The sequence below is a fragment of the Pigmentiphaga aceris genome (assembly GCF_008119665.1).
Taxonomy (GTDB): Bacteria; Pseudomonadota; Gammaproteobacteria; order Burkholderiales; family Burkholderiaceae_B; genus Pigmentiphaga; species Pigmentiphaga aceris.
Genome location: NZ_CP043046.1, coordinates 2,022,725 through 2,048,956 on the forward strand (window position 1 = coordinate 2,022,725; position 26,232 = coordinate 2,048,956).

Consider the following 26,232-nt stretch of genomic DNA (forward strand, 5'->3'; position numbering starts at 1 on the left):
ACATGGCGCAACTATTGTTATTGCGCGGTGGGATTTTGATCGACGACAGCGAGGTCGACGTGTCGGCTGTACGCGCGCAAGGTGCGGGCGGGCAGAACGTCAACAAGGTCTCGTCGGCCGTGCATCTGCGCTTCGACGTGGCCAAATCGTCCTTGCCGGAAATGTGGAAGCGCGCACTGCTGGCTACGCCCGACCATCGCATCACCAAGGACGGTGTGGTGGTCATCAAGGCGCAAGTGCATCGCAGCCAGGAGCTGAACCGGGCTGACGCCGTGGCCCGGCTGGGCGCGTTCATCGAGCAACGCACCACACCGCAACGCCGTCGCATTGCCACGCGGCCTACGCTTGGGTCCAAAAAACGTCGGCTGGAAGGCAAGGTGCAGCGTGGCGAGGTGAAGAAGCTGCGCGGCAAGGTCGAGGAGTAAGGCTGGGCTCGTCTAGGCGGTTCTGGTACTTGTTCTACATTGGCAGTTCTGCATGCCTGTTCTGGCATCTTCTCAGGAGATCCGATGTCCTCTGCAAAGTCCATGAGCCGTGCTGACTTCCTGCGACTTTCGCTGGGTGGTGCAATGACGCTGGCGGCAGCCCCCTTCGCACCGCTTGCGATGGCCACGCCACCAACGTCGACCACCGCTGCTGGCGCAAGCCCCGCAGCCAACCTGACAAAGATCGCCACGCGCCGTATTCCTGTCTCTGGCGCATCGTTGCCTGTCATCGGCTGCGGCACTTATGTAGGCTTCGATGAGGTTCCAGGCTCGGTGGAATATGCGCGCCTGCCGGGTGTGCTGAACACCTTGTTCGCGCACGGCGGTTCGGTCATTGACAGTTCACCGATGTATGGTCGCGCCGAACAGACCACCGGTGAATTGCTGAAGCAGTCAAACAGCCGTGGGAATGCATTTGTCGCCACCAAGGTGTGGACGAGTGGGCGCGAGGCGGGTATTCGGCAGATGGAGGAATCATTCCGTCTGCTTGGCGTTGATCGTGTGGACTTGATGCAGGTGCATAACCTGGTCGATTGGCGCACTCACTTGGCTACGTTGCGTGATTGGAAGGCGGCCGGGCGGATTGGCTATATCGGGGTGACGCATTACACCGCCAGCGCGTATGTGCAGTTGGAATCGGTGCTGAAGGCCGAGAAGCCTGATTTTGTGCAGTTGAATTATGCGATTGACGATCGCGAAGCTGCGCAGCGTTTGTTGCCGTTGGCTGCTGACCTGGGGATTGCCGTGCTGGTGAATCGTCCCTTCGGTGGGGGTGGGCTGTTGCGTCGTGTGCGAGACAGGCCGTTGCCGGGCTGGGCTGCGGAGGTGGGGGCGACGTCTTGGGCGCAGTTGCTGTTGAAGTTTGTGTTGGCCAATCCGGCGGTGACGTGCGCCATTCCGGGTACGAGTCGACCTGAGCATATGGCTGATAACTTGGCGGCGGGTCGTGCGCCGCTGCCTGATGCGGGGTTCTGGACGGCTGCGCGTATTGCTGCGGTGACCGGGTAAGGATTAGGCGTTCGTCACTCTGGCCAGCCATCGCTAGTCGCGAGCATGAGCCGCAAGGGCAATTGCTGGGTCATGCCGTGATGGAAGCTTCTTCCTGAACCTGAACATGGACCATGTCGCGCTTGCGCGTTGGCGGGCTATTTCGCTGGCAAGTTAGCAGCGAGGTCTGCAACCGTGACCGTCCTGAGGGAGTGCTCGAATTGAAGTCGGGCAGACTCCATGGCCGTCACCATTGCATCATTTGCAGCGCGCGCCAGAAGACATGACCCATGCTCTTTGTCGTTGCCAATCGCAAACAGCGGAGGTGATCCAAGGGCCACATAAATGTCCATCAAAGAGATTCTTCGAGCCGCTTTGCAAGCGACCAGCCGCCCTTGTGTCCTTTCAGGGAGGTAACCATGCCTGCTTCGCGCAAACCGGCCATGGTTCTCCGGACAACGGCCGAGTCCGTCTGGGCTAGGCGTGGAAACCTTCGCCTTCGACGCGGCGAGCAACCTGCTGGACGACAACGTCAACGAAATCCGCTGCCCGCAGGACCAGAACCCCAAGCGCAGCCAGTTGCTGGATAACCTGCTGCGCGAATATGCCGGGACTCATTACGAATACGACGAGTGCGGCAATCAGGTACTGCGCTGGCACGACGGTGCCTACAGCCGCCTGACCTGGGACCTGTTCGACCGCTGTGGCACCACACCGCGAAAGCCCAACTCTTCGACGCCTTGGCCTAGTACCAGTGCGACCATCTGGGCTCGCCACAGGAACTCACTGACCAGGACGGCAATATCGCCTGGAGCGCGCAGTACAAGGCATGGGGTGAAAAATTGGGTATGAAGGAGGGATCAACCTTTATGTGTATGCGCCGAACCCTACAGGTTGGGTGCATACGCTGGGGTTGGCAAAGTGTGATTGCGACCCTTGCGGAATTGCTGCCCACTCTGAGCAACCCTATCCACGCCCCTCAAAAATGCAGTCTCATCACACAATTCAAGATGCATGGGCTAAGGTAAATGTTTCAGGCTACTCACGAGGAAGTGCTCCTGCCATTTTACTACCGGTATCTTCACAGCATTCGACTGTCACAGCATTACGGAATGCTCGAAGGGATGAGCGACTTGCTAATGGGCAACCCAAATGGGGGACCTCAATGGAGGACGAGTTTAGAAACTCCTACAGAGATCTTGGAGCTGCTGGGGTAAGTGAAAAATGTAAGCGCAAGGCCATCAAACAGGCTTGCAAAAATTTTGTGGAGAATAAATGAATATCGCGCAGTGTATTTCTTATATTGGTCCTTTTTGGCATGCCCGCATGGGGGCTAATGAATCCGCTTTGCGTGATATGGAAACCTATTCGGGCCTGAGCTTGCCTGCAGATTACAAGGAGTTTATGAAGTGGTCTGATGGAGGAGCGGGGAGCATTAAAAACATTTATCTGTCGATGTGGTCATTGTCACAGCTCATAGAGCTTAATGAAAATTATAAAATTAATGGTTATTTAGGTGAGCGAGTTATTGCTATTGGTTCTGATGGGGGACCGATTTGCTTTTTACTTGATTATCGCCTTTCAAAAGAACCGAAATTTTCCAGCGTGAATTTTGGTGATCTTGATCCACAAGAGATTAAAGAGCTTGCACCTTCGTTCGAAGCGGCGATCACGTTGGCGATTTCGGGGAAAATAGTAGGTGACAACCTTTAGCTAGTGCCGCCTGTTACACGTAGAAAAAATGGAGCGTAAAATGAATGGCTTAGAAAAACTTTTTCCCCATTCTGTTGAAAATATTGATCAGTGGGAAAGAGTATTAAAATTTCGATGAGCTTTTGCTGGGGAGCCGTATACAGCACCCGCGACTGGCAAAAAAACACAGCTTGAGAACAGCACACCCTGCGTCAAAAAAACGATCACGCCACACTTTCCGCATCAATGCGCAAAGCACTGTCCGACTTGCATATGCGATCCATTTTCACCGGCACAGCAACCACCTCCGCCAGCGTCTGCACCGCCTCACGGATGGCATCCTCATCCACGCCCGCAAATCCCAACACCACGCCACCATGACTCGGTGCCTTCGACGCCGGCAACCAGAAACGCTCAAGCGGCTCCAGTTCGATATCCGCCGCGCGGGCCGCACGCACCCATCGACGCTCCTCCGCAAGTGACGGCAGCCACAACATGGCGTGCAAACCCGCATCGATAACAGGCGTCGCCACACCCCCCGGTCGATAAAGCTCCCATGCAGCCAGCAACGCATCCCGCCGCGACTTCGCCGCCCGACGCATGCGCCGCACATGACGCTGAAAATGACCTTGCGCGAAAAATTCTGCCAGCACCACCTGCTCCGACGTAGAACAGTGTCGATCCAGATGATTGCGCAGCGCAGCCAGCGAACCCGCCAACTCAGGCGGTACTACCATATACCCAAGCCGCAAGCCGGGAAACAGCATCTTCGACAGCGTGCCCACGTAGATCGTGCGCCCACGCTCGTCCAGCGAAGCCAGCGGCGGCAAGGGCACACCGCGATATCGATATTCGCCGTCGTAATCGTCCTCGATGATCCAGCGACGCCCACGGCGTGCCCAGTCAAGCAGCGCCAGCCGCCGTGGCAAGGACAATGTCACCCCGGTCGGATAGTGGTTCGACGGCGTGACATAGGCCAGCCGGTGACGACGGCCCGTGGGCAACGCATCGGTCTGCATGCCCTGGGCATCGACATCGACCCCGTGCAGACGCGCACCCGTCAACGCGATGGCCGCTGCCGCACGCGGGTAGCCGGGGTTCTCCACCACCGCCACGTCACCAGGATTGAGCAGCATCTGCGCACACAAAGCGATGGCTTGTTGCGCACCCGAAGTCACCAGCACCTGTTCGGGACGGCAATACAGACCACGCGCACCGGATAGGTATTCGGCAATCCGGGCACGCAAGGCCGGGTCGCCGGCGGCGTCGGCATAACCCAGCTGCTCAGACGACGTATGACGCCAATAGCGCGCATGCAAGCGTGCCCAGGTGTCGAAGGGAAAACCGTCCATTGCCGGGATACCCGCCCGGAACGCACGCGGCGGCCCGGGGCGCGCGATGCCATCGCCCAGTGCCCGCAATCTGGCTGCCGTCTGGGAGTGGAACGCGTTGTCTGCGGTGTCGGGCGTTGCGATGGCCGGTGCCGCTGGAGGCGGTGTCTGCGCGGCAACATAGGTGCCGTCGCCAACCGTGGCCGTCAGATGCCCCTCGCTGTAAAGCTGCTCGTAGGCGCTCAGCACTGTGCTGCGTGACACGCCCAATAGCTGGGCGAGTTCACGGCTGGCGGGCAGGCGGCTGGCCGCTGGCAGCTTGCCTGCGCGGATACGGGTGCGCAGGCCGTCCACGATCTGCAGACCAATCGGGCGTGTGCGATCGATTACTAATCCGGTCGGGTCGAAAATTGGCATGCCCAAAATTCCCAGAATTGGACCTTTCATCGTACCAATTGCCAGCGCTAGGATGAAGTCCTGCTGAGTAGTTTTGTCCGTTCTTCAACCTGGAGCCCACGTGTCTCAAGCCGCCCCCATTCAAGATCCGAACCCGTACTTCGACTCATCGCGGCGCAACAGCTTCGACCAGCCCATCGGCACCGACATGGCTGGCTGGACGCCGCGCGCCGTGCCGCCCTCGACTGCGATGCAAGGGCAGTACTGCCGCGTCGAACCCGTGGACATTGCGCGTCATGGCGTGGAACTGTTCGAAGCCAACCTGGACGATGCAGAAGGCAAGAACTGGACTTACCTGTTCAACGACTTCCCGAACACGCAAGCCGCCTACCTGGAATGGCTGACCGCCCACGCGGCCAAACCAGACCCGATGCCGCACGCCATCATCGACCTGTCCACCGGCAAGGCGGTTGGCTTGGCGAGCTTCATGCGCATCGATACGGGCAATGGGGTGGTCGAGGTGGGGCACATCAATTATTCGCCGCGCCTGCAACGCCAGCGCGCTGCCACCGAAGCCATGTATCTGATGATGCGCCGCGTCTTCGATGAGCTTGGCTATCGCCGCTATGAATGGAAATGCGACGCGCTGAATGCGCCGTCACGCGGTGCGGCACGGCGTTATGGGTTCCGCTTTGAGGGCGTGTTCCGCAAGGCAGTGATGTACAAGGGCCGCACCCGCGACACCGCTTGGTTCGCCATCACCGACACGGAATGGCCGGCTGTGCGTGATGCCTTCGAGCGCTGGTTGGCTGCCGATAACTTCGATGCCGCAGGGCAGCAACGCAGTTCGTTGGCAGCTGCGCAGGAATGATCTGCCGCGCGCGGTTGCTGCGGTTGCAGTGACCGTGCGGGGTGGCAACCAACATTGCAAGAAGGGATGTCTGCTGTCAGGTTGTTTCTGCGATGCAGAAGCATCTGAAACTGAGGCAGTGCACGAGTTCTAGCTGTATTCTGACATCCAAGCATGTTCGGACACAGTCCAGCGAAATGCGGCACTGGCGTCATCGTGGAAAGAAAAATGGCTCGGCATGAATAGCCGAGCCATTAGACATCCAAGTACGCACTAGATACTTGTCAGGGACCAATCGCTACACGCGGAGTCCTACGCTGCTTGCATCGAGCGTACGTCGTCGACGGCATCGACGAAACACTTGTCCAGTACCTCGACCGAGATTGCCGGGCGATAGCGTGAGGGCCCCCGTCCAAGCATGCCGAGCAAGCGCAGCAAACCAGTCATCCTGGCTATGCCACGCCGCGCAGCAAGCCCCACCGCATCATTCCTTCTCAATCCCCGCCTTGCGCACGATCTCTTCCCACTTCTTCGACTCTGCTGCCTGGAAACTGGCCAGCTCAGCAGGCGTGGTGGTGAACGGGGCGACGCCGCCATTGGTGAAGAAAGTCGTGGCCGACGGTGACTTCGCAGCCGACGCAAACCACGCGTTCAGCTTATCGATGATCGGCTTGGGCGTGTTGGCCGGGGCGTAGGCCGCGAACCAGTAGCCCATGTCGTAGCCCGGCACGCCTGCTTCGGCAATCGTCGGCACATCCGGTGCCATCGCAATGCGGGTGGCGGTGGATGCGCCCAGCGCACGCAATGCGCCGCTCTTGATATGCGGCATGCCGGTGGCGGTGTCGGTGATCATCATGTCGATCTGGCCGCCCAGCAGGTCGGTCACGGCAAACGTATTGCTCTTGTAGGGCACGTGCAGAATCTGAATGCCCGCCAGCTGTTGCAGCAGTTCACCTGCGATCCGGCTGGACGAGCTGCCGCTGCCAAACGTCAGTTTGCCCGGTGCCTTTTTCGCTTCGTCCACGAACTGCTTCACGTTCGTGATCGGCGACTTGCTGTTCACCACCATGATCTGCCCACCCTTGCCCAGCCCGGTGATGGGCGCAAAGTCCTTTACGGGGTCGTAGGGCAGTTTCTTGTACAGGTGTTCCGCTGCCGCATGGGTGGTGTTGGTGGTGATGAAAACGGTGTAGCCATCGGGTGCCGCGCGTGCGGCCTCGCTGGCACCGATGAAGCCGTTGGCGCCGGGCTTGTTGTCGATGATGACTTGCTGGCCGGCTTCGGCCGTGATGGCCTGACCGAAGGAGCGAGCGATCTGGTCGGTGGCGGTGCCGGATGCAAAGGGCACGACAAAACGGATCGGCTTTTCTGGATATTGCGCAGCAGCGGAACCAGCGGCCGCAAAGGCCAGGACGCCAATCAGCAGGGCGGGGGCGAACGTGGGTGTCATGGGGCGATCTCCTGGGGAAATTCTTGTGGACTACGTTTTTTGATGGACAAGCAGAGATTGCAGTGCAGGCGGTACGTCGATCGATGCTTGCAGCAGCAGGAACACCAGCGACTTGCCGTGTGCGTCGAGATTCAGGGCATCGTTGACTCCGCCATCGAGTACGCCGTCGAGCACGAGATTCATTGCACCCATCCGGGGCAACAGATAACGCGTGACCGTCTGTGGATGGCGTCCGGCAAAAATCTGCTGCACGAACGCCTCGGTTACCTGCGCTTCCAGCACCGGATAAAGCTCGGGGTGAAACGCAATCAGGCTGATGTTGGATCGGTTGCCTTTGTCACCGGTACGGCCGTGGGCCAGGGCGCGCAGGGGAAAGGAGTTGGGCGACGGGTTCATGTCACGCATCCACAAAAGCGAATTGTTCGGACACCGCGTCGCGCGGCAGCAGGCAAGACGTGGCGTTCAAGCGCGTGCGCATGCTGGTGCGCACACCACCACCGCCAGCCGGCCCGCAGGTGTACAGCGCGTTCAGCTCGCGTGGCAGCAGGGCGGCCGTGGCACGGTCTTCGTGGGCGCAGGCGGCCCGCAGACGCACGTCGGTGGCTGCTTGCACGCGTGATGCAGGCAACTGGGCCAGCCCACCGCCATCGTCGTTGTCGAACACGCTTGATACTCCGATCAGGTCGAAGCGAATGCGCAGCTGTGGCAGGCGTGCACGCAGAATGTCCATCGCCAGCTTGGCGCGTGCACCCGCACCCGGGCCTGCGTAGGAAATCTCTGCCTCGGCAAACCAGCCGCCTTCGGAAAAGATGTTGGCTTTCAGATGCGAGGGGCGGGGATGGCCCTTGATGCCGGTTACCGACACGCGATTCGGGCCAAGCTGCGTTACTTCAGCCTGCGAAATGTCTGCGATCACGTCTGGCGTCAGGTAGGCAGCCGGGTCGTGCAGTTCGTACAGCAATTGTTCTTTCACCGTGCGGGTATCGACCACACCCCCGGTGGGTTCGGATTTGCCGATCACGAAATCGCCGCTTTCATCCATTTCGATGATGGGGTAACCCACATGGGCCAAGTCGGGCACATCTTTGTAGCCAGGGTCGGCAAAGTAGCCGCCCGTGACCTGCGCGCCGCATTCCAGCAGGTGGCCTGCCATGGTGGCGCGTGCCAGGCGGTCCCAATCGTCCATGGCCCAGCCGAAATGCGCCAGGGCAGGGCCAAGGGTCAACGAGGGATCGGCAACCCGACCGCAGACCACGATGTCGGCACCGGCGCGCAGTGCATCGGCGATTGCCTGCGCACCGATGTAAACGTTGGCGCACACAAACCGGTCTGCCTCGAAACGCTCGCCCAGTTCTGCCTGCAACAACGCTTGTCCGGCTGCGTCGGCAATGTCGTCACCCGAGACCACGGCAATGCGGGGAACGCGCAGCCCTTGTTCAGCCGCAATGCGGTGAATGCGCCGCGCGGCACCGGCCGGGTTGGCTGCGCCGAAGTTGCTGACGATGGGAATGCGGTGTTCCAGGCAGGTGCCCAGAATCGGCGACACCATGTCGACCAGCAGGGGCTCGTAGCCCGCATCGGGATCTGCCTGCTTGGCCAACTGGGCAAGCGCCAGCGTGCGTTCGGCCAGGGTCTCGAAAATCAGGGCGGCAGGGCCACCCAGGCGAATCATCGTATCGACGACCGGCCGGGCGGCATCGGTGCGATCACCCGAGAAGCCTGCGGCAGAGCCGATCAATAACTTGGTCATGGGAATATCCGGGCGGAAAGGTCCGCAGAAAAAGCGCAATTGCCTGCGGCGATTGTAGGAATCCCGTTGAACGGATTCATGGGTAGTTGCGATCTATTGACCTGAAAGGCAGGTCAATGGCGCAATAGCGTCATGGCCTCCGTTTAACTCCCTAAGGGCAAGTACCCATGAACGTGTCGGTACGTGATCTGCGCGCCTTCATTGCGTTGGTAGAACGCCGGAATTTCACGCGCGCTGCTGAAGACTGCTACCTGTCGCAGTCGGCATTCAGCGCGCTGATCCAGAACCTGGAAACCTCGCTGGGCACACGCTTGTTCACCCGCAGCACGCGTCGCGTGGAACTCACGGCAGCAGGGCAGGTATTCAACGATTCGGCCAAGCGTCTGCTGACCGAGTTCGTGCAGCTCGATGCCGACATGAAAGACCATGTGCAAAAGCGCAAGGGCAGGGCGGCGGTGGCTGCCTTGCCCTCGCTGATGGCGGGTTGGCTGCCGGTGGTGCTGAAGGAATTTCGGGATGCCTATCCGGGCATCACCACGGAAATCTGGGACACCTTGTCCGACGAATGCCTGGCCTTGGTGCGCAGTGGCAGGGCTGACTTTGCCTTGTGTGCAGCCGGGGCCGAGATGGCGGGCCTGAGTGCCGAGCCCTTGTGTACCGACGCGTTTTTTGTGGTGATGCACAAGGATCACCCCTTGGCACGCAAGAAGTCGATTGTGGCGGGCGACCTCGCCAACCAGCCGTTCATCCATTTGGCGCACACCACCAGCGTGCGTCAGTTGCTGGATGCGGCCATACGCCCCATGAGCATCAATGGGGTGGTGGAAGTGGCCCACCTGGCCTCTGTGGCGTCTTTGGTTGCCAATCAGGTGGGGATCAGCGTGATTCCGTTTCTGGCGCTGTTCCAGTTCGGGTCACCCGACATCGTGGTGCGCCCACTGCGCGAACCGAAAATCACCCGAACCATCTATGTTGTGATGCAGCGCGACAAACCCTTGTCGATTGCAGCCGATAGCCTGCTGACGTTGCTGAAGAAGCGGCGCTCGCGCATCCGGTCCGAGCTGGGGATGGACTGAACCTGATAACGCTGAACGATAGTGCAGCGCAGAAATACAAAAGGCCCGGCAAGCCGGGCCTATCGATTTGCGATGCCGACCTGCGTGCCCAAGGCCAGCGCAAGGTCTGCGTATCGCACGTCCGCGGAAATCAACACCGCGCAACGTTGTCTTGCCGTGTCGACTTACTTAACGTCGACAGCGTCCTTCAGAACCTTGGCTGCTGCGAAGGCCGGTGCCTTGCGAGCGGCGATCTGAATGGCTTCGCCGGTGCGGGGGTTACGGCCAGTCTTGGCAGCCTTTTCCTTCACCGAGAACTTGCCGACACCCGGCAGCACGACTTCTTCGCCGCTTGCCAGGGTTTCGCGCAGCGCTTCGCCCAGCGCGTCCACGAATGCTTCGGAAACATTCTTGGGCTGTTGGGTACGTTCAGCGAGAGCGTCGATCAGTTCTTTCTTGGTGCGCATGAAAACTCCTTGGACATAGGCCCGGCTGGGGTGCCGGGAAAACACATGGGTGGGCATTCAAACAATGTTGAGCCACAAAAGCAAGTCGCATTGTAGTTTAGACACCCAATGCCTGCGCCAGTAAACGGCCGAAATGGTCTGGAGAGGGCCGTATTTACTCACTGCGACAACTACGCAACGCAATGTTTCCAAGGCGCACCAAGTTATTTCGATTGGTGACCCCTGTTTCCTTGTGGCTGCGAAAACAGTAGGCGCAGGCGTCGATGCAGGTCCGCCGAGGCGGGCCTGCATCAATTGGTTCAGGCAGCGCGCTGACGTTGCAGCGACTCTTCCAGCGTTGCCATGCCGCGCGGCAGGTCAACCTTCACGCCCAGGTCGCGCATGGCGGAACCCAAAGCATGTACCGTGCGGAAAAGGTTGTGCGCGCGGCATTGTTCGCCCATCTGGCCGATACGGACCATCGGCAAGCCGAAGGAACCCGAGATTTCGACGTGATAGCGCTCTGAAATCTGCGCGCACACCTTGGCGTTGTCGAGTTCTGCCGGCACCACGATGCCGACCACTGAATTCAGGCGCGATGCGGGCTCGGCAAACAGCGTCAGGCCTGACGCTTCGATGCTTTCCTGCAGCGCGCGCGAGCAGCGTGCATGACGCTCGAAACGCACCGGCAGGGTCTCGGCGCAGACGAGGCGCAGGGCTTCGTGCAAGGCCAGTACGCCCGACACCGGGGCGGTGTAGTGATACGAGCCCTTGTGCCAGAAATTCTCGGCCAGCTTCGCGTCCAGGCACCAGTGAGTATTGCGATCGGTGCGCTGACCGATACGCGCCCAGGCCTGGTCCGAGAAGGCGATCAGTGACACGCCGGGGATTGACGACAGACCCTTCTGACCACCGGTGATGACCGCGTCGATTTCCCACGCGTCCATTTGCAGCGGCATGGTGCTGAGCGTGCAGACGGCGTCCACGATCACCAGACAGCCGTATCGCTTGGCAGCCTTGGCAATGGCAGGCAATTCGCGGTTGAACACGGTGTTCGAGGTTTCCCCCTGCACGATGGTCAGGCACTGCGGACGATGCAGCGCAAGCGCGGCTTCAACCGCTTCCAGGGTGGCGGCCTGGTGGTTGGTGACATCGAGTCGGACCACGTCGGCACCCAGGCGGGTGCTCATTTCAGCCATGCGCGCGCTGAAGAAACCGTTCACCACGCACAGCACTTTGCTGTTGGGCCACACCAGGTTGGACAGTGCCATTTCCATGGCCGCCGAACCCGGGCCGGCCACGCCGAGCACCCAGTTGGAGCGCGTCTGGAACACATAGCGCGCCATCGCCTTCACTTGCGTGATGATGGTCGACATGGTCGCGCCCAGGTGGTTGATGACCACTGAGTTGGCGTGCGCCACCGCAGGCGGGATCGGTACAGGGCCGGCACCCATCATCAGCAGCGGCTCGTCCGGCAAAATGTCCTTCAGCGCCAGCACGGTGGGCGGAAGATAGTCGGCCGACACAGTGTCGACAACGGCGGGAATAGGGGGGGTACTGCGGGTTAGATCGCCTGCGGCACGATCAGCGGAGACTTCTAGCATGGCCAGCCATCGAAAGTGGGCCGATGCCAACGCGCAGGATGCAGCGCGGCAAACGGGCGTAGATTATAGAACCGATGGACGAGCGGGTGCCGGCGCACCCAATATGGGCGCGCCGGAAGGTGAAACTGTTTTCCTCAGCATCTGGTTTGTCGGCCGCAATACAGGCAGATGTAAGGTGTACGGTCTGTCATGCAACGATGCTATGCGGAGTCGTTCTTCCAGGCTTTGCCGCGCAGGCCCAGCCAGGGGGATACGTGCGAGGGGTTCGGTCGCATGGCTCCTTCCAGAATGGGGCGCGGGCAGCGGCGGGCGACATATTGCCCCTGGCCGCGTTCGGCCAGCAGGCGGCCTGCGTCGACAACAACGCGGCCCCGGCTCAGGACCGTTTCCGGCCAGCCTTGGATGACGCGCCCTTCGTAAGGCGTGTAGCCGACCTGGTCGTGCAGGTCCGCCCAGGTGACGGTGCGCGACACGTCGGGGTCCCACAACACGATGTCGGCATCCAGTCCCACCGCGATGTCGCCTTTCTGATGCTCCAGCCCGTACATGCGCGCATGGTTGGTGGCAGTCAGCTGTACGAATTGCTCGGGCGTGATGCGACCCTTGAGCACACCTTCGGAAAAGAGCAGGGGCAGGCGCAGCTCGATGCCCGGCACGCCGTTGGCCATTTCCTTGAAAGTCGTTGCATCACCCTTGGGCAGCTTGCCACCGGTGTCGAAACGGAACGGTGCGTGGTCCGAACTGTAGACCTGCAAGGTGCCGTCGAGGAAGCCTTCCCAGACAGCTTCCTGGGCAGCGGCGTCGCGCGCGGGCGGGCTGCAGCAGAACTTGGCACCTTCCAAACCTTCGCGGTCCATGTCCTCGGCAGTCAGGAAAAGGTATTGGGGGCAGCTTTCCGCATGGACCTTGCTGCCCAGGCGTTGGGCACCGCGGATCAGGCCGATGGCCTCCGGGCCGGAGATGTGCACCAGCAGCACCGGCACGTCCAGCAGGCGCGACAGCGAAATCGCACGCGCGCTGGCCTCGGATTCGGCAAGCGGGTCGTGGGCAACGCCGTGGAACTTCGGCGCTTTCAAACCCTTTTCCAGCAGACGTTGCGCCACCCAGCGGATCACGTCGTGATTTTCTGCGTGGATCATCAGCATCGCGCCTTCACGGCCGGCTGCTTCCATGACTTCCAGCAGGTGGTAGTCATCGATCTTCAGCGCGTCGTAGGTCATGTAGACCTTGAAGGACGTAATGCCGTCGGCAATCGCGCGCGGCAAATCTTCTTTCAGCATTTCCGGCGTGGCTTCCGACAGAATCAGATGAAAGCCGTAGTCGATCACTGCCTTCTCGCGCGCACGCTGGTGGTAGTCGGCAATGACCGCTGGCACCTTGTTGCCGCGATGCTGGGCCGCAAACGGAATGATGGTGGTGGTGCCGCCGAAGGCAGCCGACACGCTGCCGCTGTAGAAGTCGTCTGCGCACATCACGCCGGTGCTCGACGCCTGCTCGATGTGCACGTGGCTGTCGATGCCGCCCGGCATCACCCATTTGCCCGTGGCGTCGATGTCCTGCCGGCCGGGTTCAAGCCCAGGGCCGATGGCGGCGATGCGGCCATCCACGATGCCGATGTCGGCCTCGAACGTGGAAGTAGAGGTGGTGATCCGTCCGTTGCGGATCGTCAGGTCGAAGCTCATGCCCATTCCTTGTGAAGCGGTTTGCCGGCTGCCGGATTGTTTGACGTGCACCGGCCGGTGTCGCTGTCTGTTTCGTGGGGCAGGCTTAACAATGGGTTATGCGAGGCGGTGTGCGAGTGGGCGTGCGAGGTCTTGCGAAAAAGCTCATGCAATGGCATCGATGGCCTGGTCCTCAGTCAAGGTCTCAAATCCGTGATCGACCACCAGTTCGCGCAGCACCTGAATGAAGCTTCGCGTGAGCTGCGCGGGCGGCTCGTAGCGCAGGTGCACCAAGTTGGCTTGCAGGATTGGTGCGTGCTCGATTGGGCGCACCTGAATGGGGCGCGTGCGTGACCAGCTGCGCACCGAAAACTCGTCCACCAAGGCGATGCCGATGCCGGTTTCCACCATGCTGCCCGCGTTCTGCGGCGAACCCACTTCGACGGCAGTCGTCATCTGGCGGTCGTGTTTCTCGAAGTACTGGCTGATGAGCTTGCCCATGGGCGAGTCTTCGCCGTAGCCCACCATGGGCCAGGCGCACAGGTCATCCAGGGTGAGCGTTTCCTTGGCACTGAGCGGATGGCTTTCATGCATGACGCACACCAGGCGGTTCATGCAGAGCGGCGTGATCTCCAGGTTGGGATGCGTCATTGGCAGGCTGATGATGCCCAGGTCGGCCTGGTGGCTGAGCAGCAGCGCCTGGATGTGCTCGTAGCTGTGGCAGGCGAAAGTGACTTTGCAGTCGGGGTGCACTTCGCGGAAATTGGCCACCGCTTGTGGAATCAGGCTTTGCCCCACGCTGGGGCTGGACACCAGATTCAAAATGCCCGTGCGATTGAGCGCCAGGTCTTTCGACAGGTGATTGACGCGCTGCACGGCCTCGTAGACCTGTTCAACGGCATGGAACAGCTTTTTGGCCTCGGGTGTAGCGAACAAGCGACCCTTGATGCGCTCGAACAGCGGATAGCCGATACGCTGCTCGGTATGCGCAAGCAGGCGGCTGACGGCGGGTTGGGAAACGAATAACAGCTGGGAAGCGCCAGCAATGGTGCCGGTGGTCATCACGGCACGAAAGACTTCAATTTGGCGCAGATTCAGGGCGGCCATGGCACATCACACCTGGGTTAACAAAAGGTTAATTCACACAGACGTTTGTGCAATTTCTGTGCCATTTGCTTTGCCGTACAGTTTTCGGGTCAAGACCTCTCGGACGGACCCGCCATGCCGCGCACGATCTATGTCATCAACCCCAACCGCAGTGAAATCGTCACGCAGGGGATCGATGCGGCACTCGCGCCGCTTCGGCTGGCGGACGGCCCGCGCATCGTCTGCCTCACGCGCGAGGATGGCCCCAGCGGCGTCCAGACGCAGTGCGACGTCGATGGTGCCGCCATGCCGCTGGTTCAGCGTGCGCTGACATTGCCCGACGATTGCGCAGCGGTGGTGATTGCCTGCTTCAGCGACCCCGGCCTGCATGCCGTGCGCGAAGCCATGGCACCGCGCCGCGTGCCGGTCTTCGGCATCAGCGAAAGCGGCATGCTCACCGCGTTGAGCCTGGGGCAGCGCGTGGGCGTCATCGCCATTCTTGATACCTCTATCCCTCGTCACATGCGCACCTACGGGGCCATGGGCATCCTCGACCGCGTGGCGGGCGAGAAGGCAATCGGCTTGCAGGTCAGCGAATTGTCTGACCGCGCGCTGACCTTCGAGCGCATGGTGGCCGCCGGTCGTCACCTGGTGACCGAGCGTGGGGCTGACGTGCTCGTCATGGGGTGCGCAGGCATGGCGAGCTTCCGCGACGACCTGCAGACATCTCTTGGTGTGCCGGTGGTTGAACCCACACAGGCCGCCGCATCCATGGCCCTTGGCCGCGTGCTCCTGGGTTGGTAAGCGCATTGCGCTGACCCGCCGAGTGATTTTCCTTTCTTCATCTGGCTTGCTATGACACGCATCATCACCGTTGCCGCCGCCCAACTGGGTCCTATTCAACGAAACGAGGGGCGCGACGTTGTTGTTGCGCGCATGGTCCGACTGGTGGAAAAGGCGCACCGTCATGGCGCCAATGTCGTTGTGTTCCCGGAGCTTGCGCTGACCACGTTCTTCCCGCGCTGGTACGTCGAGAACCTGGACGACGCCGACGACTGGTACGAAGAAGCACTGCCGTCGCCGGCTACGCAGCCGCTGTTCGACGCCATCCGCCGCTACGGCATGACCTGCTATCTGGGATACGCCGAACTGGCCTATGAGCCGGACGAAACCGGCATCATGCGCAAGCGCCGCTTCAACACCTCGGTGATCATTGCGCCGTCTGGCGAGATCGTCCTGAAGTATCGCAAGGTGCACCTGCCGGGCGACAAGGAATTCTCGAAGATCCGCAACGTGCAGCACCTTGAGAAGCGCTACTTCGAAGTCGGCAACCTGGGCTTCCCGGTGGTGGCTGCACCGGTGGGCGAGGTCGAGCGCGTGAACATGGGCATGCTTATCTGCAACGACCGCCGCTGGCCGGAAGCCTGGCGCGAGCTGGGCATGCAGCAGGTGGAACTGGTCATGCTGGGCTACAACACCCCGGCGGTGAACCAGGAAAACCGTGGCTTCGAGGCGCATCACCTGCGCAACTTCCACTCGCAACTGTCGATTCAGGCCGGTTGCTACCAGAACGCCACCTTTGGCGTGGGCGTGGCCAAGGCCGGTACGGAAGACGGCTTTACGCTGATGGGTCATTCGGTCATCGTGAACCCGCAGGGCGAAGTCATGGCCATGGCAACCAGCTGGGATGACGAAGTGATCGTGGCTGACTGCAATTTGGCCATGTGCGAACTGGGTCGCACCACCATCTTCAACTTCGCCAAGCATCGCCGCCTGGAAGCGTATACGCGCATCACCAGCCAGACGGGCAGCTCGGCACCGGAACTGTGGCAGCCCAACCAAGCCGTGACGGGAGCCATCTGATGACTGCGACCGCCTTGCGCGCGGCAGACCTGCCGGACACCATTGCGCACGAGCTGCTGGGCAGCTTGCGCGTGCCGCGCTTTGCCGATGTGCAGGCGGCTGCGCAGGCCATCGCCCCCTACGTGCGCCGCACGCCCTTGATCCATTCGGCCAGCCTGAGCGAGCGCGCGGGCGGCAATGTGTGGCTGAAGCTGGAATGCCAGCAGCTCACTGGCTCGTTCAAGCTGCGTGGCGCGTTCAACGCCATTCTGGCCCTGAACGAGGAAGAACGCGCCCGTGGTGTGGTGGCGTATTCCACCGGCAATCACGGTCAGGCGATTGCCTGGGCGGCAAGCAAACTGGGCGTGCCCGCGACCATCGTCATGCCGGTCGATGCGCCGCGCAACAAAGTGGAAAAGGCGCTGGCCAAGGGCGCGCAGGTGGTGCACTACGACCGCCGCATCGAAAGCCGCGAAGAGATCGGCATGCGTCTGATGTCGCAAAGCGGCGCAAGCCTGGTGCCGCCCGGTGACCATCCGCTGGTGCTGGCTGCGCAGGGGACGGTGGCGCTGGAGTCGGTGCAGGACTTGCCGGCTGACGAACAGGCGCGTCTGGGTCTGTTCGCCGCGCCTTGCGGTGGCGGTGGCATGATGGCGGGTTGCTGCCTGGCGCTGGATGCGCTGGTGCCGACGGCGCGCCGCATTGCGGTGGAGCCTGAAGCCGTGAACGACACCGTGCGTTCGCTCGCCAGCGGTCAACGTGAAACCAATCCGTCTACGGCCAGCAGCATCTGCGACGCGTTGATGGCCGTTACGCCGGCCGAACTGCCGTGGGCCATCAATGGCGCGCTGCTGTCGGGTGCGGTGTCGGTGACTGACGACGAAGTGCTGGCTGCCATGCGTTTCGGCATGGAAGACCTGCGCCTGGTGCTGGAGCCGGGCGGCGCGGTGGCATTGGCCGCGCTGCTGGCGGGCAAGCTAAGCTTGCAAGGTCAAAGCGCAGTGATCGTGCTGTCCGGTGCCAACGTCGATCTGCCCTTGCTGCGCACTGCACTGAGTTGAACTGACCTGAATCGAACTGACACGCTCGACTATCCCTGGGCGGCGACCGGCCACGGTTGCCGCCTTTTTGCCATTCACATGTCTGCACAGGAATTGCCCATGCAACTGCCCTCAGCCTTCCACTTTGCGTTCAACGTGACCGACCTCGATCAGGCGCGCGACTTCTACGGCCGTGCGCTTGGCTGCAAAGAAGGCCGCAGCACCGAGACCTGGGTGGACTACGACTTCTTCGGCCACCAGATTTCCATGCACCTGGGCACGCCGTTCACCACGGCCAACACCGGCAAGGTCGGCAACCACATGGTGCCGATGCCGCACTTCGGCATCATCTTGCTGCTGCCGGAATGGAAAGCGCTGGCCCAGCGTCTGCAAGATGCGGGTATCGATTTTGTGCTGCCCCCGCAGGTCCGCTTCGAAGGCGAGCCGGGCGAGCAGTGGACGATGTTCTTCCGCGATCCCTTCGGTAACCCGATCGAAGTGAAAGGCTTCCGGACTGAGGAAGCGGTTTACGCGGCTTGATAAGCAAACTGCCCCGGAAGGGGCAGTTCAGACTGCTGACAAAGCCTCCCGTAAAACGGAGGCTTTGTTCATAATTGGGTGATGTTAAGAGCACCGATCCCCCACCAGCACGAGCTGGAGATGGTGACGCTGGAGTCGTTGGTTCCGGCCGATCACCTGTTGCGCAAGATCGCGGCAGCGGTCGATTTTGAGTTCATCCGAGAGAAGGTTGCGCACCTGTACAGCATGAACAACGGCCGTCCGGCGCTGGATCCGGTGGTGATGTTCAAGCTGCTGTTCATTGGCTACCTGTTTGGGGTGCGCAGTGAACGGCAGTTGATGCGCGAGGTGCAGGTGAACGTGGCGTATCGGTGGTTCATCGGTTTCCGGCTGACCGACAAGGTGCCCGATGCATCGACGTTCTCGCAGAACCGCAGGCGACGCTATACGGACACCTCGGTGTACCAGGAGATTTTTGACGAGATCGTGCGTCAGGCGATCGGGCGGGGGATGGTGGATGGCCGGGTGCTGTACACGGACAGCACTCACTTGAAGGCCAACGCCAGCAAGAAGAAATTCGACGTGGTGACGGTCGCACAAACACCCTCGGCATACTTGGCTGAGCTGGATGCGGCGGTCGATGCGGATCGGGCGCTACATGGCAAGCGGCCGCTCAAGCGTGACAGCGGCGACGATGATGCGGGCGGCAGCGCTGCCCAGACCAAGGACGTCAAGATCAGTCGTACAGATCCGGACAGCGGGTTCATGGTGCGTGACGACAAGCCGGTGGGGTTCTTCTACCTGGACCATCGCACGGTCGATGCGAAGTTCGCGATCATCACCGACACACACGTGACGTCAGGCTCGGTGCACGACAGCCAACCTTACTTGGCGAGGCTGGATCGGCAGCGCGAGCGCTTCGGCTTCGGTGTGCGCAAGGTAGGCCTGGACGCGGGGTACTACACGCCGATGATCTGCCACGGGCTGCATGCGCGCGATATCCAAGGAGTAATGGGCTACCGCACGCCGAACCACAAGCCTGGGCTGTTCTACAAACGACAGTACACGTTCAACCGCTACCGCAACGAATATGTCTGCCCGGCTGGGCAGCGGCTGCCGTACAGCACCACCAATCGGGCGGGCTACCGCGAATACAAGTCAGACCCGACGCAATGCCAGCAGTGCGAGGTACGCAGCCATTGCACCAACAGCCAGAGCGCGATCAAGGTGGTCGTGCGCCACGTGTGGGAACGCGACAAGGAACTGGTTGACGCACGCCGCCACACGGACTGGGGTAAGAAGATATACGCCCGTCGCAAGGAAACTGTGGAGCGCAGCTTCGCCGATGCCAAGCAACTGCATGGGCACCGCTACGCGCGCATGCGCGGGCTGCGCAAGGTCGCCGAGCAATGCTTGCTGGCGGCGGCGGCGCAGAACATCAAGAAGATCGCCCTGGTGCTTGCGCGCCTTTTATTGCGCCTGCAGTGGTCGATATCGGCCCCTGTTGCGCCCTGGTGGCGCGCCCTGACCGCCCGTGCCGACGGATGGCTCGATAGCTGGCTGTCTGCACAACCCGCCGCGCTCGCTGCTTGATCCCCAAAAAACAAAACCCCACGTCCGAAAACGGGGGGGTGGTCAGCAGTCTGAAACTGCCCCGGAAGGGGCAGTTTTGCGTTTGGGCTGGTTGTTCGGCTGCTGGTTTGAGCGGCTTGTTTGGACGACTTGTTTGGATGACTTGTTTGGATGACTTGTTCGGGCGGTTCGATTGTCGCCCGTATCCATCTTGAACCAGCCTTAGAGCTTCCCAAAAAAGCGCGTATTCAAGCGCTCCAGGGTCAGCGATAACACGGCTTCGTGTGCCTCGGCAGTGAAGCCCCCGCGATGCGGCATCAGCACCGTGCGGTCGCTGTCGATCAAGCCCTGGCTTACCTTCGGTTCATGCTCAAAAACGTCCATGCCTGCCCCGGCAATCGCGCCGGCTTGCAGGGCTTGCACCAGGGCTTCTTCGTCCACCGCGGTGCCGCGTCCGACGCTGATCAAGCTGCCTGACGGTCCCAATGCCTTGAGCACCTCGGCGTTCACCAGGTGATAGGTTGCGTCTCCGCCCGGCAAGGCAACGAACAGAAAATCAACATCTGCCGCCAACGCGACCAGGTCGGGCACGTGCTGCCACGGCAAGTCTGCCACCGGATTGCGTGAGAAGTACGAGACCGTCACGTCGAAGGCATCAAGTCGGCGTGCAAGCGCCTGGCCGATGGCTCCCATGCCGGCAATGCCAGCGCGACGGCCAGCAATGCGACGCACCGGCGTGTTGTCTGCCGTCCAGCGCCCGGCCCGCACATCGCGGTCACCGACCACCATGCGGCGGTTCAAGGCCAGCATCAGGCCCATGGCCAGTTCAGCCACGTCCAACGCGTTCAGCCCGGCACCGGTCAGCACTTGAACGCCGCGCGCCCGCGCCGCATCCAGATCCACCGTTTCCGTGCCCGCACCCAGATTCAGGATCAGTTCAACGGCCGGCAGGCGTGCCAGCAGGGCGGCCGTGACCGGCACGCCGCCGCTTGTGCAGATCAGCGCGCGTGCTTGTGCGCCGTGCGCCTGCAAGAGTGGTTCAGGGTCTTTTTCCGCATAGACAGGCACCACCACATAGGGGGCGGGGATGCGCGCCTGAATGTCGGCGGCGAGCCAGCCGCCCAGTTGAAGAATGGTGATGGAAGTGTCGGTCATCGATGTTCTGTTCAGTATGTGCTGGGGGCTTGGTATGTGGTCAATGCACAGGGGAAGGCGCGCTGCCAGACTTGCGACGTTCCAGCACAGCCAGCAGGCGGGTCAGCGGCCACAGCAACGCCAGGTAGAACAGCGCAGCCAGCACGATGGGCGAGGGGTTGTAGACCAGCGACTGTACGTCACGGGCAGCGCGCAGCAGTTCCGGCATGCCGATCACGCTGGCAATGGCGGTGAGCTTGATGATCTCGATGCAGTTGCCCAGCAGGTCAGGCAGCACGTTGCGAATTGCCTGCGGCAAAATCACGTCGCGCAGCGCCTGGAACTGGGTCAGGCCGGTCGAGCGCGCCGCTTCCATCTGGCCGACCGGAATCGTTTTGATGCCTGCTCGGAACACCTCGGCAAAGTAGCTGGCGTTGTTCAGCACAAAGGCAATCGCCACGGCAATCAGCTTGGGCACGTCACCGATCACGAAGGGCAGGCCGAAGTACAGGAAAATCAGCAGCACCAGCGGTGGGAATGCCCGGAACAGGTCGATGTAGACAACGATAGCGGCGCGCAGGCCACGGCGCGATGATTGCGTCTGGCCCAGCGCAAGCAACAAGCCTGCTGCCGCACCCAGCGGAATAACCAGCGCCGACAACCACAGCGTGGTCCAGAAGCCGTTAAGAAGATGCGGAAACGCCTCGCGGAAAACGGCGATGTTGAAGAAGTTGTGCAGGAAGAGTTCCATGGCGTGTGTCCCTGTCTAGCGGCGATCGGCCCGGCGTTCCAGCCAGCGCGAAAACACGACGATGGGCAGGAAGACCAGCAGGTACAGGAAAGCGCCCACGGTCAGCGGCGTGGGGTTGCCCGAATTTGAGGCGGCCGTCTGCGACACGCTCAGGATTTCACTCAGCGCCACCACAGACGCCAGGGCGGTGTTCTTGGTGGTCGAAATCACGCGATTGGTCAGCGGCGGCACGGCCTGGCGCAGCGCCTGCGGCAAAATCACCCAGCGCATGGCCGACCACCAGCCCAGCCCGGTGGACCGTGCTGCTTCCATCTGGCCGCGCGGCAGCGCCACGATGCCAGCAAAGATGCTCTCGTGCGCATACGCCGCCAGCACGATGGACAAGGACAGCCAGGCAGCCGCAAACGACGACAACTGCAGCCCCAGGGGCGGCAGCCCGAAGTACAGCAGGAAAATGATCACCAGCGGCGGCAGCGACCGAACGATGTCCGAGAACGCGATGATCAGGCGTCGAATAAGGACTTGATCGGTAGCGCGCAGCAGCGCTAGTACCAGGCCCCACACAAGGCCCGTGATCACCACGGCGATACCGACGCCGATGGTGACCAGCATGCCTTGCAGAATTGCCGGCGTGTACTGCGCGGCAATGTCGGCGTTGAAGAAGGTGAAGAAAAAGCCCGAGCCCGGTGTGCTCATCATGCCTCCCGGTCGCGGCCGCTCATGTAGCGGCCCACGAAGCTGCGCGTGCGCTCGCCCTGGGGCCGCTCGAAGATGTCAGCGGGCGTGCCGGACTCGGCCACGACCCCACCATCCATGAAGATGACGCGATCGGCAACCGCATGGGCAAACGCCATTTCGTGCGTTACGACCAGCATGGTCATGCCGGTTTCGCGCAAAGCGCGCATCACGTTCAGCACTTCGTCCACCAGCTCCGGGTCAAGCGCGCTGGTGGGTTCATCGAACAGCATCACGCGGGGCTTGAGCGCAATCGCGCGGGCAATGCCCACGCGCTGCTGCTGGCCGCCGGACAACTGGTTCGGGTAGTTCGCGGCCTTGTGGGCAAGGCCCACTTTGGTCAAGGCCTCCCGACCCACTTCCTCGGCCTCGGCCCGGCGCATCTTCTGCACACGGCGCAAGGCCAAGGTGACATTGCCCAGCACGTCCAGATGCGGATACAGGTTGAAGTGCTGGAACACCATGCCCACGCCCTGGCGCAGCAGGTTGATGTCCAGATCGGCGCGCATGATGTCCTGCCCGTCGATCACGATCTGACCGCCGGTAGGCGTCTCCAGACGATTGCAACAGCGCAGCATCGTGCTCTTGCCCGAGCCGGATGGGCCAATCACGCACACCAGCTCCCCGGTTCGTACGCGCAGGTCCACGCCGCGCAGGACTTCCTGCTCGCCATAAGACTTGCGCAGGCCGATCAGTTCGAGGATGGGAGCATTCATGGTGGGGCGGGGGGCGGGCTGACGAGGAATCACGAGCACTGCGGGGTTGCGGGCGTGGCGTCGTAGTTCTCGGTGCCGGGCACGCCGTGGCCGGGGGCGGGCACGCGCTCGATGCTGTTGGCGTCAGGCTCGGTGCCGTACCACTTGTTGGCCAGCTTGGCGAGCGTGCCATCGAGCTTCAGGCACTTCAGCGCGTTGGATACCGCATCGCGTCCGGCTTTGTCGTTCAGGCGGAAAGGAATGGCCCAGACCAGACCGGTCTTGATGGTGTGGCCGGTTTGTAGTGCGGGGTTCTGCTTGACTGCCCAGCCTGCCACCGTGTTGCCGGTCAGGTTGTAGTCGGCGCGGCCGGACAGCACGGCCTGGATGGCGTCGGCATTGGTGCCGTACACGTCGTACTTGAAGCCGTACTTCTCGGCGTTGTCACGTGCCCAGGTGTCGTAATTCGAGCCCTTGTTCACCGTGATCATCTTGCCCTTGAGCGACTCCAGCGTATCCAGCGGCTGGCCCTTGCGGCTCAGGAAGGTGTAGTTGGTCTCGGTGTAGCCCTCGGTGAAGAGCATGGTGCGCGCGCGTTCCGGCGTCACCGTCACGGGGGCCAGCAGGAAGTCGTACTTGCCGCTGTTCAAACCGGGGATCAGGCCAGAGAATTCGGTGGCTTCAATCTCGATCTTGCGATTGAGTCGCTTGGCAAGGGCTTCGCCCAGGTCGGCATTGAAGCCCTGGACACCACCGCCCAGCTTGACCATGCCCTGCGGCGCGAAAGACGGATCGAGTGCGCTCTTGAGCGGGGCCGTCGACTGCGCCGTCGCAGCGTGGGCGCCCAGGCAGAGCAGGGTCAGGGCGGCGAGGCGGGAAAGGCGGAAGAAAGACGTCATGGTTCGGCTCCGGACAGGGGCGGCGAAGGAAAAAAGGGCGTGACAAACGAAAAACAGACGAAAAAATTATGGTTTTCTCGACCTGCCGGTGTCGCGTGCCTTTTTATGGCCTTGCCTTAACAATCCGTTAAGCGCATGCGTCTTTCGCGTGACGAACAGGTGTTCGCCACGCAGCGGGAAGCTTGGTTACCCGAAGATCACGTAGACCTTGCGCAGGGTTTCCTTCACGTCCCACACACCGAAGGTGTTCTGGGGGAAGAACACGGTGTCACCGGCACCGAAGCTGATCGCTTCGCCGTCGGTCGGTGTGAAGGTGCAGGAGCCGGTCAGAATGTGCATCAGTTCTGCCTTGGCGATCTGGCGTTCGAAACGGCCGGGGGTGCATTCCCACACGCCAGTGTCGCTGCCGCCAGCGCCTTCGAGCAGAACTTCCAGGTCGCTGGTGGTGGGCGAGGTGCCCGACAGCACGCGCAGGGGCGGCGGGGAGGGCTGCAGCGTGGTGATGCTGGCGGTCTGTTTGAGCAGAGTAATGGGCATGATCGAGTCTTCAGGTGGCAGGCAGAAAACAGCTCGGTTGCGTACGCGTGACAGGCTGCCTGGCCCGATCCACCCGAGAAAAACCGGACTCTATCATCTTCGATTCGTCGGGCGCGAGCGCTAATTCGAGGGCATGGTGCTGTGCGCAAGCGCGCATTTCCTCGGTGCGCGAGGCACGCTTTTGCGCCGTGCTGCACAGGCTGGAGGAAGCTGCCGACCCGATGCCGAAAATCGGTTGAATCTGTGTTTTTGGCGCGGGACTTCGGGGCAAACGCCTGAGGCTGCGGTGCTGTAATGACAAGCAGACTCCTTAAGCAAGGCACCGGCTCATCATGCAGAATTCATCGCTTCTCGAACTCGACCGCAAGCACCTCATCCACCCCGTGGCCAACTATCGCGATCACGAGAAAAAGGGCGTAACCCTGCTGGCAAGCGGCAAGGGTGCTTACCTGACCGACTCGAACGGGCATGAATTGCTCGACGCTTTTTCGGGCCTGTGGTGTGTGAACGTGGGCTACGGCCAGCAAAGCGTGGTCGATGCGGCCACCGCGCAGATGAATCGTCTGCCCTACGCAACGGGTTACTTCGGTTTTGGCTCCGAGCCCGCCGTGGAACTGGCTGCCAAGCTGGTTGAATACGCACCGGCCTCGCTGCAACATGTGTACTTCACGCTGGGCGGCTCAGACGCCGTCGACTCCGCGATCCGCTTCATCACCTACTACTACAACGCCATCGGCCAGCCTGATCGCAAGCAGTTCATTGCGTTGTCACGCGGTTATCACGGTTCATCGACCATCGGTTCCGGCCTGACGGCCTTGCCGGTGTTCCACAAGAATTTCAACATGCCGGGTGCGTACCAGCACCACATCCCGTCGCCTTACGCCTACCGCAGCGATGTCGGTCACGACCCCGCCGCACTGATCCAGCGCAGCGTGCAGTCGCTCAAGGACAAGGTTGCGGAACTGGGTGCCGACAAGGTGGCCGCCTTCTTCTGCGAACCGATTCAGGGTTCGGGCGGTGTGATCGTGCCGCCGGTCGGCTGGCTCAAAGCCATGCAACTGGCCTGCCGCGAGCTGGGCATTCTGTTCGTGGTGGACGAGGTCATTACCGGCTTCGGCCGCACGGGCCCCTTGTTCGCTTGCGAAGCCGAAGATGTGCAGCCCGACCTGATGACCGTCGCCAAGGGCCTGACGGCAGGTTACGCGCCGATGGGTGCGGTGCTGATGTCCGACGCGGTGTACACCGCGATTGCCGATGGCGCTGCCAGCGGTACGCCGGTTGGCCACGGCCACACGTATTCCGCACACCCGGTCAGCGCAGCCGTTGGCCTGGAAGTGCTGCGTCTGTATCACGAGGGTGGTTTGCTGGCCAATGGCGTCGCGCTGGAACCGGTGTTTTCTGGTGGTCTGAAAGACCTGTTGGCACACCCGCTGGTGGGCGACGCACGCAGCCGTGGTCTGCTGGGTGCGCTGGAATTGGTGGCTGACAAATCCAGCAAGCGCCAATTCGATCCGTCGCTGAAGCTGCACGAACGTATCTCGACGGCAGCCTATGCCGAAGGCCTGGTGTTCCGTGCTTTCGGCGACAACATCCTGGGCTTTGCGCCCGCGCTTTGCTACACCGCCGACGACTTCGCCTTGCTCTTCACCCGCTTGCGCAAGGTGCTGGACACGGTCCTGGCCCAGCCCGAAGTGCGTCAGTCGGTCGCCTGATTC

General features: G+C 61.6%; 28 protein-coding genes and 1 pseudogene. 14 read left to right on the forward strand and 15 right to left on the reverse strand.

Annotated features, from left to right (window positions below; genetic code table 11):
- Positions 1–2: 2 nt before the first annotated feature.
- Both arfB and FXN63_RS08490 read left to right on the forward strand, forming a co-directional pair.
- A complete protein-coding gene (arfB, locus tag FXN63_RS08485; protein WP_148814265.1) occupies positions 3–425 on the forward strand; it encodes an alternative ribosome rescue aminoacyl-tRNA hydrolase ArfB in 423 nt (140 codons plus the stop codon).
- A gap of 102 nt (positions 426–527) precedes the next feature.
- The gene (locus tag FXN63_RS08490; RefSeq protein ID WP_148819079.1) at positions 528–1,493 is read left to right on the forward strand and encodes an aldo/keto reductase; all 966 of its coding nucleotides are present in this window, start codon (positions 528–530) and stop codon (positions 1,491–1,493) included.
- 137 nt (positions 1,494–1,630) lie between these two features.
- Here the strand turns inward: FXN63_RS08490 and FXN63_RS27375 are convergent.
- Positions 1,631–1,935, reverse strand: a pseudogene (locus FXN63_RS27375) (Rrf2 family transcriptional regulator); the annotation flags it as partial.
- Between the two features lie 20 nt (positions 1,936–1,955).
- On the opposite strand from FXN63_RS27375, the gene FXN63_RS27015 reads away from it, so the two are divergent.
- The 4 genes from FXN63_RS27015 to FXN63_RS08510 are packed head-to-tail and all read left to right on the forward strand — an operon-like array spanning position 1,956 to position 3,185.
- Positions 1,956–2,324, forward strand: coding sequence for a hypothetical protein (locus FXN63_RS27015; RefSeq protein ID WP_246165071.1), 369 nt, complete (start codon positions 1,956–1,958; stop codon positions 2,322–2,324).
- Positions 2,237–2,500, forward strand: a complete 264-nt coding sequence (locus FXN63_RS27020; RefSeq protein ID WP_246165167.1) for an RHS domain-containing protein — start codon at positions 2,237–2,239, stop codon at positions 2,498–2,500. Before FXN63_RS27015 ends, FXN63_RS27020 begins: the two co-directional genes overlap by 88 nt.
- Positions 2,458–2,751: a hypothetical protein gene (locus tag FXN63_RS27380; protein WP_148819081.1), complete on the forward strand. Its 294-nt coding sequence runs from the start codon at positions 2,458–2,460 to the stop codon at positions 2,749–2,751. The genes FXN63_RS27020 and FXN63_RS27380 overlap by 43 nt, the downstream gene beginning before the upstream one ends.
- The gene (locus FXN63_RS08510; RefSeq protein ID WP_148814266.1) at positions 2,748–3,185 is read left to right on the forward strand and encodes an SMI1/KNR4 family protein; all 438 of its coding nucleotides are present in this window, start codon (positions 2,748–2,750) and stop codon (positions 3,183–3,185) included. Before FXN63_RS27380 ends, FXN63_RS08510 begins: the two co-directional genes overlap by 4 nt.
- Before the next feature lie 203 nt (positions 3,186–3,388).
- Here FXN63_RS08510 and pdxR read toward each other — a convergent pair whose 3' ends face one another.
- A complete protein-coding gene (pdxR, locus tag FXN63_RS08515) occupies positions 3,389–4,912 on the reverse strand; it encodes a MocR-like pyridoxine biosynthesis transcription factor PdxR (RefSeq protein WP_148814267.1) in 1,524 nt (507 codons plus the stop codon).
- A gap of 187 nt (positions 4,913–5,099) precedes the next feature.
- On the opposite strand from pdxR, the gene FXN63_RS08520 reads away from it, so the two are divergent.
- Complete coding sequence (locus FXN63_RS08520; RefSeq protein ID WP_148819083.1) at positions 5,100–5,762, forward strand: GNAT family N-acetyltransferase; 663 nt, start codon at positions 5,100–5,102, stop codon at positions 5,760–5,762.
- A gap of 463 nt (positions 5,763–6,225) precedes the next feature.
- Here the strand turns inward: FXN63_RS08520 and FXN63_RS08525 are convergent, their stop codons facing one another.
- The 3 genes from FXN63_RS08525 to FXN63_RS08535 are packed head-to-tail and all read right to left on the reverse strand — an operon-like array spanning position 6,226 to position 8,941.
- Positions 6,226–7,191 (reverse strand): Bug family tripartite tricarboxylate transporter substrate binding protein, encoded by a 966-nt coding sequence (locus tag FXN63_RS08525; protein ID WP_148814268.1) that lies wholly within the window; start codon positions 7,189–7,191, stop codon positions 6,226–6,228.
- A 30-nt stretch (positions 7,192–7,221) separates the two neighbouring features.
- Entirely contained in the window at positions 7,222–7,587 is a 366-nt protein-coding gene (locus FXN63_RS08530; protein WP_148814269.1) for an AtuA-related protein, read from the reverse strand.
- A gap of 1 nt (position 7,588) precedes the next feature.
- Positions 7,589–8,941, reverse strand: a complete 1,353-nt coding sequence (locus FXN63_RS08535; protein WP_148814270.1) for an acyclic terpene utilization AtuA family protein — start codon at positions 8,939–8,941, stop codon at positions 7,589–7,591.
- Positions 8,942–9,108: 167 nt separating this feature from the next.
- Here FXN63_RS08535 and FXN63_RS08540 point away from each other — a divergent pair, with 167 nt between their 5' ends.
- Positions 9,109–10,017 (forward strand): LysR family transcriptional regulator, encoded by a 909-nt coding sequence (locus FXN63_RS08540; protein ID WP_148814271.1) that lies wholly within the window; start codon positions 9,109–9,111, stop codon positions 10,015–10,017.
- 164 nt (positions 10,018–10,181) lie between these two features.
- Here FXN63_RS08540 and FXN63_RS08545 read toward each other — a convergent pair whose 3' ends face one another.
- The 4 genes from FXN63_RS08545 to FXN63_RS08560 form a co-directional block, all read right to left on the reverse strand.
- Positions 10,182–10,463 (reverse strand): HU family DNA-binding protein, encoded by a 282-nt coding sequence (locus tag FXN63_RS08545; protein WP_148814272.1) that lies wholly within the window; start codon positions 10,461–10,463, stop codon positions 10,182–10,184.
- A gap of 299 nt (positions 10,464–10,762) precedes the next feature.
- Positions 10,763–11,968 (reverse strand): pyridoxal-phosphate-dependent aminotransferase family protein, encoded by a 1,206-nt coding sequence (locus FXN63_RS08550; protein ID WP_148819085.1) that lies wholly within the window; start codon positions 11,966–11,968, stop codon positions 10,763–10,765.
- 278 nt (positions 11,969–12,246) lie between these two features.
- Complete coding sequence (gene hydA, locus FXN63_RS08555; RefSeq protein WP_148814273.1) at positions 12,247–13,728, reverse strand: dihydropyrimidinase; 1,482 nt, start codon at positions 13,726–13,728, stop codon at positions 12,247–12,249.
- 144 nt (positions 13,729–13,872) lie between these two features.
- Positions 13,873–14,814, reverse strand: a complete 942-nt coding sequence (locus FXN63_RS08560) for a LysR family transcriptional regulator (protein ID WP_148814274.1) — start codon at positions 14,812–14,814, stop codon at positions 13,873–13,875.
- Between the two features lie 114 nt (positions 14,815–14,928).
- On the opposite strand from FXN63_RS08560, the gene FXN63_RS08565 reads away from it, so the two are divergent.
- From FXN63_RS08565 to FXN63_RS08585, 5 genes are all read left to right on the forward strand, one after another.
- Complete coding sequence (locus FXN63_RS08565; RefSeq protein ID WP_148814275.1) at positions 14,929–15,597, forward strand: aspartate/glutamate racemase family protein; 669 nt, start codon at positions 14,929–14,931, stop codon at positions 15,595–15,597.
- 51 nt (positions 15,598–15,648) lie between these two features.
- On the forward strand, positions 15,649–16,656 hold the full coding sequence (locus FXN63_RS08570; protein ID WP_148814276.1) for an N-carbamoyl-D-amino-acid hydrolase: 1,008 nt from the start codon (positions 15,649–15,651) through the stop codon (positions 16,654–16,656).
- On the forward strand, positions 16,656–17,696 hold the full coding sequence (locus FXN63_RS08575; RefSeq protein WP_148814277.1) for a threonine/serine dehydratase family protein: 1,041 nt from the start codon (positions 16,656–16,658) through the stop codon (positions 17,694–17,696). The genes FXN63_RS08570 and FXN63_RS08575 overlap by 1 nt, the downstream gene beginning before the upstream one ends.
- 105 nt (positions 17,697–17,801) lie before the next feature.
- Positions 17,802–18,215, forward strand: coding sequence for a VOC family protein (locus FXN63_RS08580; protein ID WP_148819087.1), 414 nt, complete (start codon positions 17,802–17,804; stop codon positions 18,213–18,215).
- Between the two features lie 81 nt (positions 18,216–18,296).
- Positions 18,297–19,787 carry an IS1182 family transposase gene (locus FXN63_RS08585; RefSeq protein ID WP_246165072.1) on the forward strand — a complete coding sequence of 497 codons (1,491 nt, stop codon included), beginning with the start codon at positions 18,297–18,299 and terminating at the stop codon, positions 19,785–19,787.
- Positions 19,788–19,988: 201 nt separating this feature from the next.
- On the opposite strand, the gene FXN63_RS08590 is transcribed toward FXN63_RS08585, so the two are convergent.
- The 6 genes from FXN63_RS08590 to FXN63_RS08615 form a co-directional block, all read right to left on the reverse strand.
- Complete coding sequence (locus tag FXN63_RS08590; protein ID WP_148814278.1) at positions 19,989–20,921, reverse strand: 2-hydroxyacid dehydrogenase; 933 nt, start codon at positions 20,919–20,921, stop codon at positions 19,989–19,991.
- Positions 20,922–20,961: 40 nt separating this feature from the next.
- Positions 20,962–21,651, reverse strand: coding sequence for an amino acid ABC transporter permease (locus tag FXN63_RS08595; protein ID WP_148814279.1), 690 nt, complete (start codon positions 21,649–21,651; stop codon positions 20,962–20,964).
- Between the two features lie 15 nt (positions 21,652–21,666).
- Entirely contained in the window at positions 21,667–22,350 is a 684-nt protein-coding gene (locus FXN63_RS08600) for an amino acid ABC transporter permease (RefSeq protein WP_246165073.1), read from the reverse strand.
- Positions 22,347–23,102: an amino acid ABC transporter ATP-binding protein gene (locus FXN63_RS08605; protein WP_148814280.1), complete on the reverse strand. Its 756-nt coding sequence runs from the start codon at positions 23,100–23,102 to the stop codon at positions 22,347–22,349. Before FXN63_RS08605 ends, FXN63_RS08600 begins: the two co-directional genes overlap by 4 nt.
- Positions 23,103–23,131: 29 nt before the next feature.
- Positions 23,132–23,980, reverse strand: coding sequence for a transporter substrate-binding domain-containing protein (locus FXN63_RS08610; RefSeq protein WP_148814281.1), 849 nt, complete (start codon positions 23,978–23,980; stop codon positions 23,132–23,134).
- A gap of 186 nt (positions 23,981–24,166) precedes the next feature.
- Complete coding sequence (locus FXN63_RS08615) at positions 24,167–24,517, reverse strand: cupin domain-containing protein (protein ID WP_148814282.1); 351 nt, start codon at positions 24,515–24,517, stop codon at positions 24,167–24,169.
- Positions 24,518–24,849: 332 nt separating this feature from the next.
- On the opposite strand from FXN63_RS08615, the gene FXN63_RS08620 reads away from it, so the two are divergent.
- The gene (locus tag FXN63_RS08620) at positions 24,850–26,229 is read left to right on the forward strand and encodes an aspartate aminotransferase family protein (RefSeq protein WP_148814283.1); all 1,380 of its coding nucleotides are present in this window, start codon (positions 24,850–24,852) and stop codon (positions 26,227–26,229) included.
- The last annotated feature ends 3 nt before the right edge of the window (positions 26,230–26,232 follow it).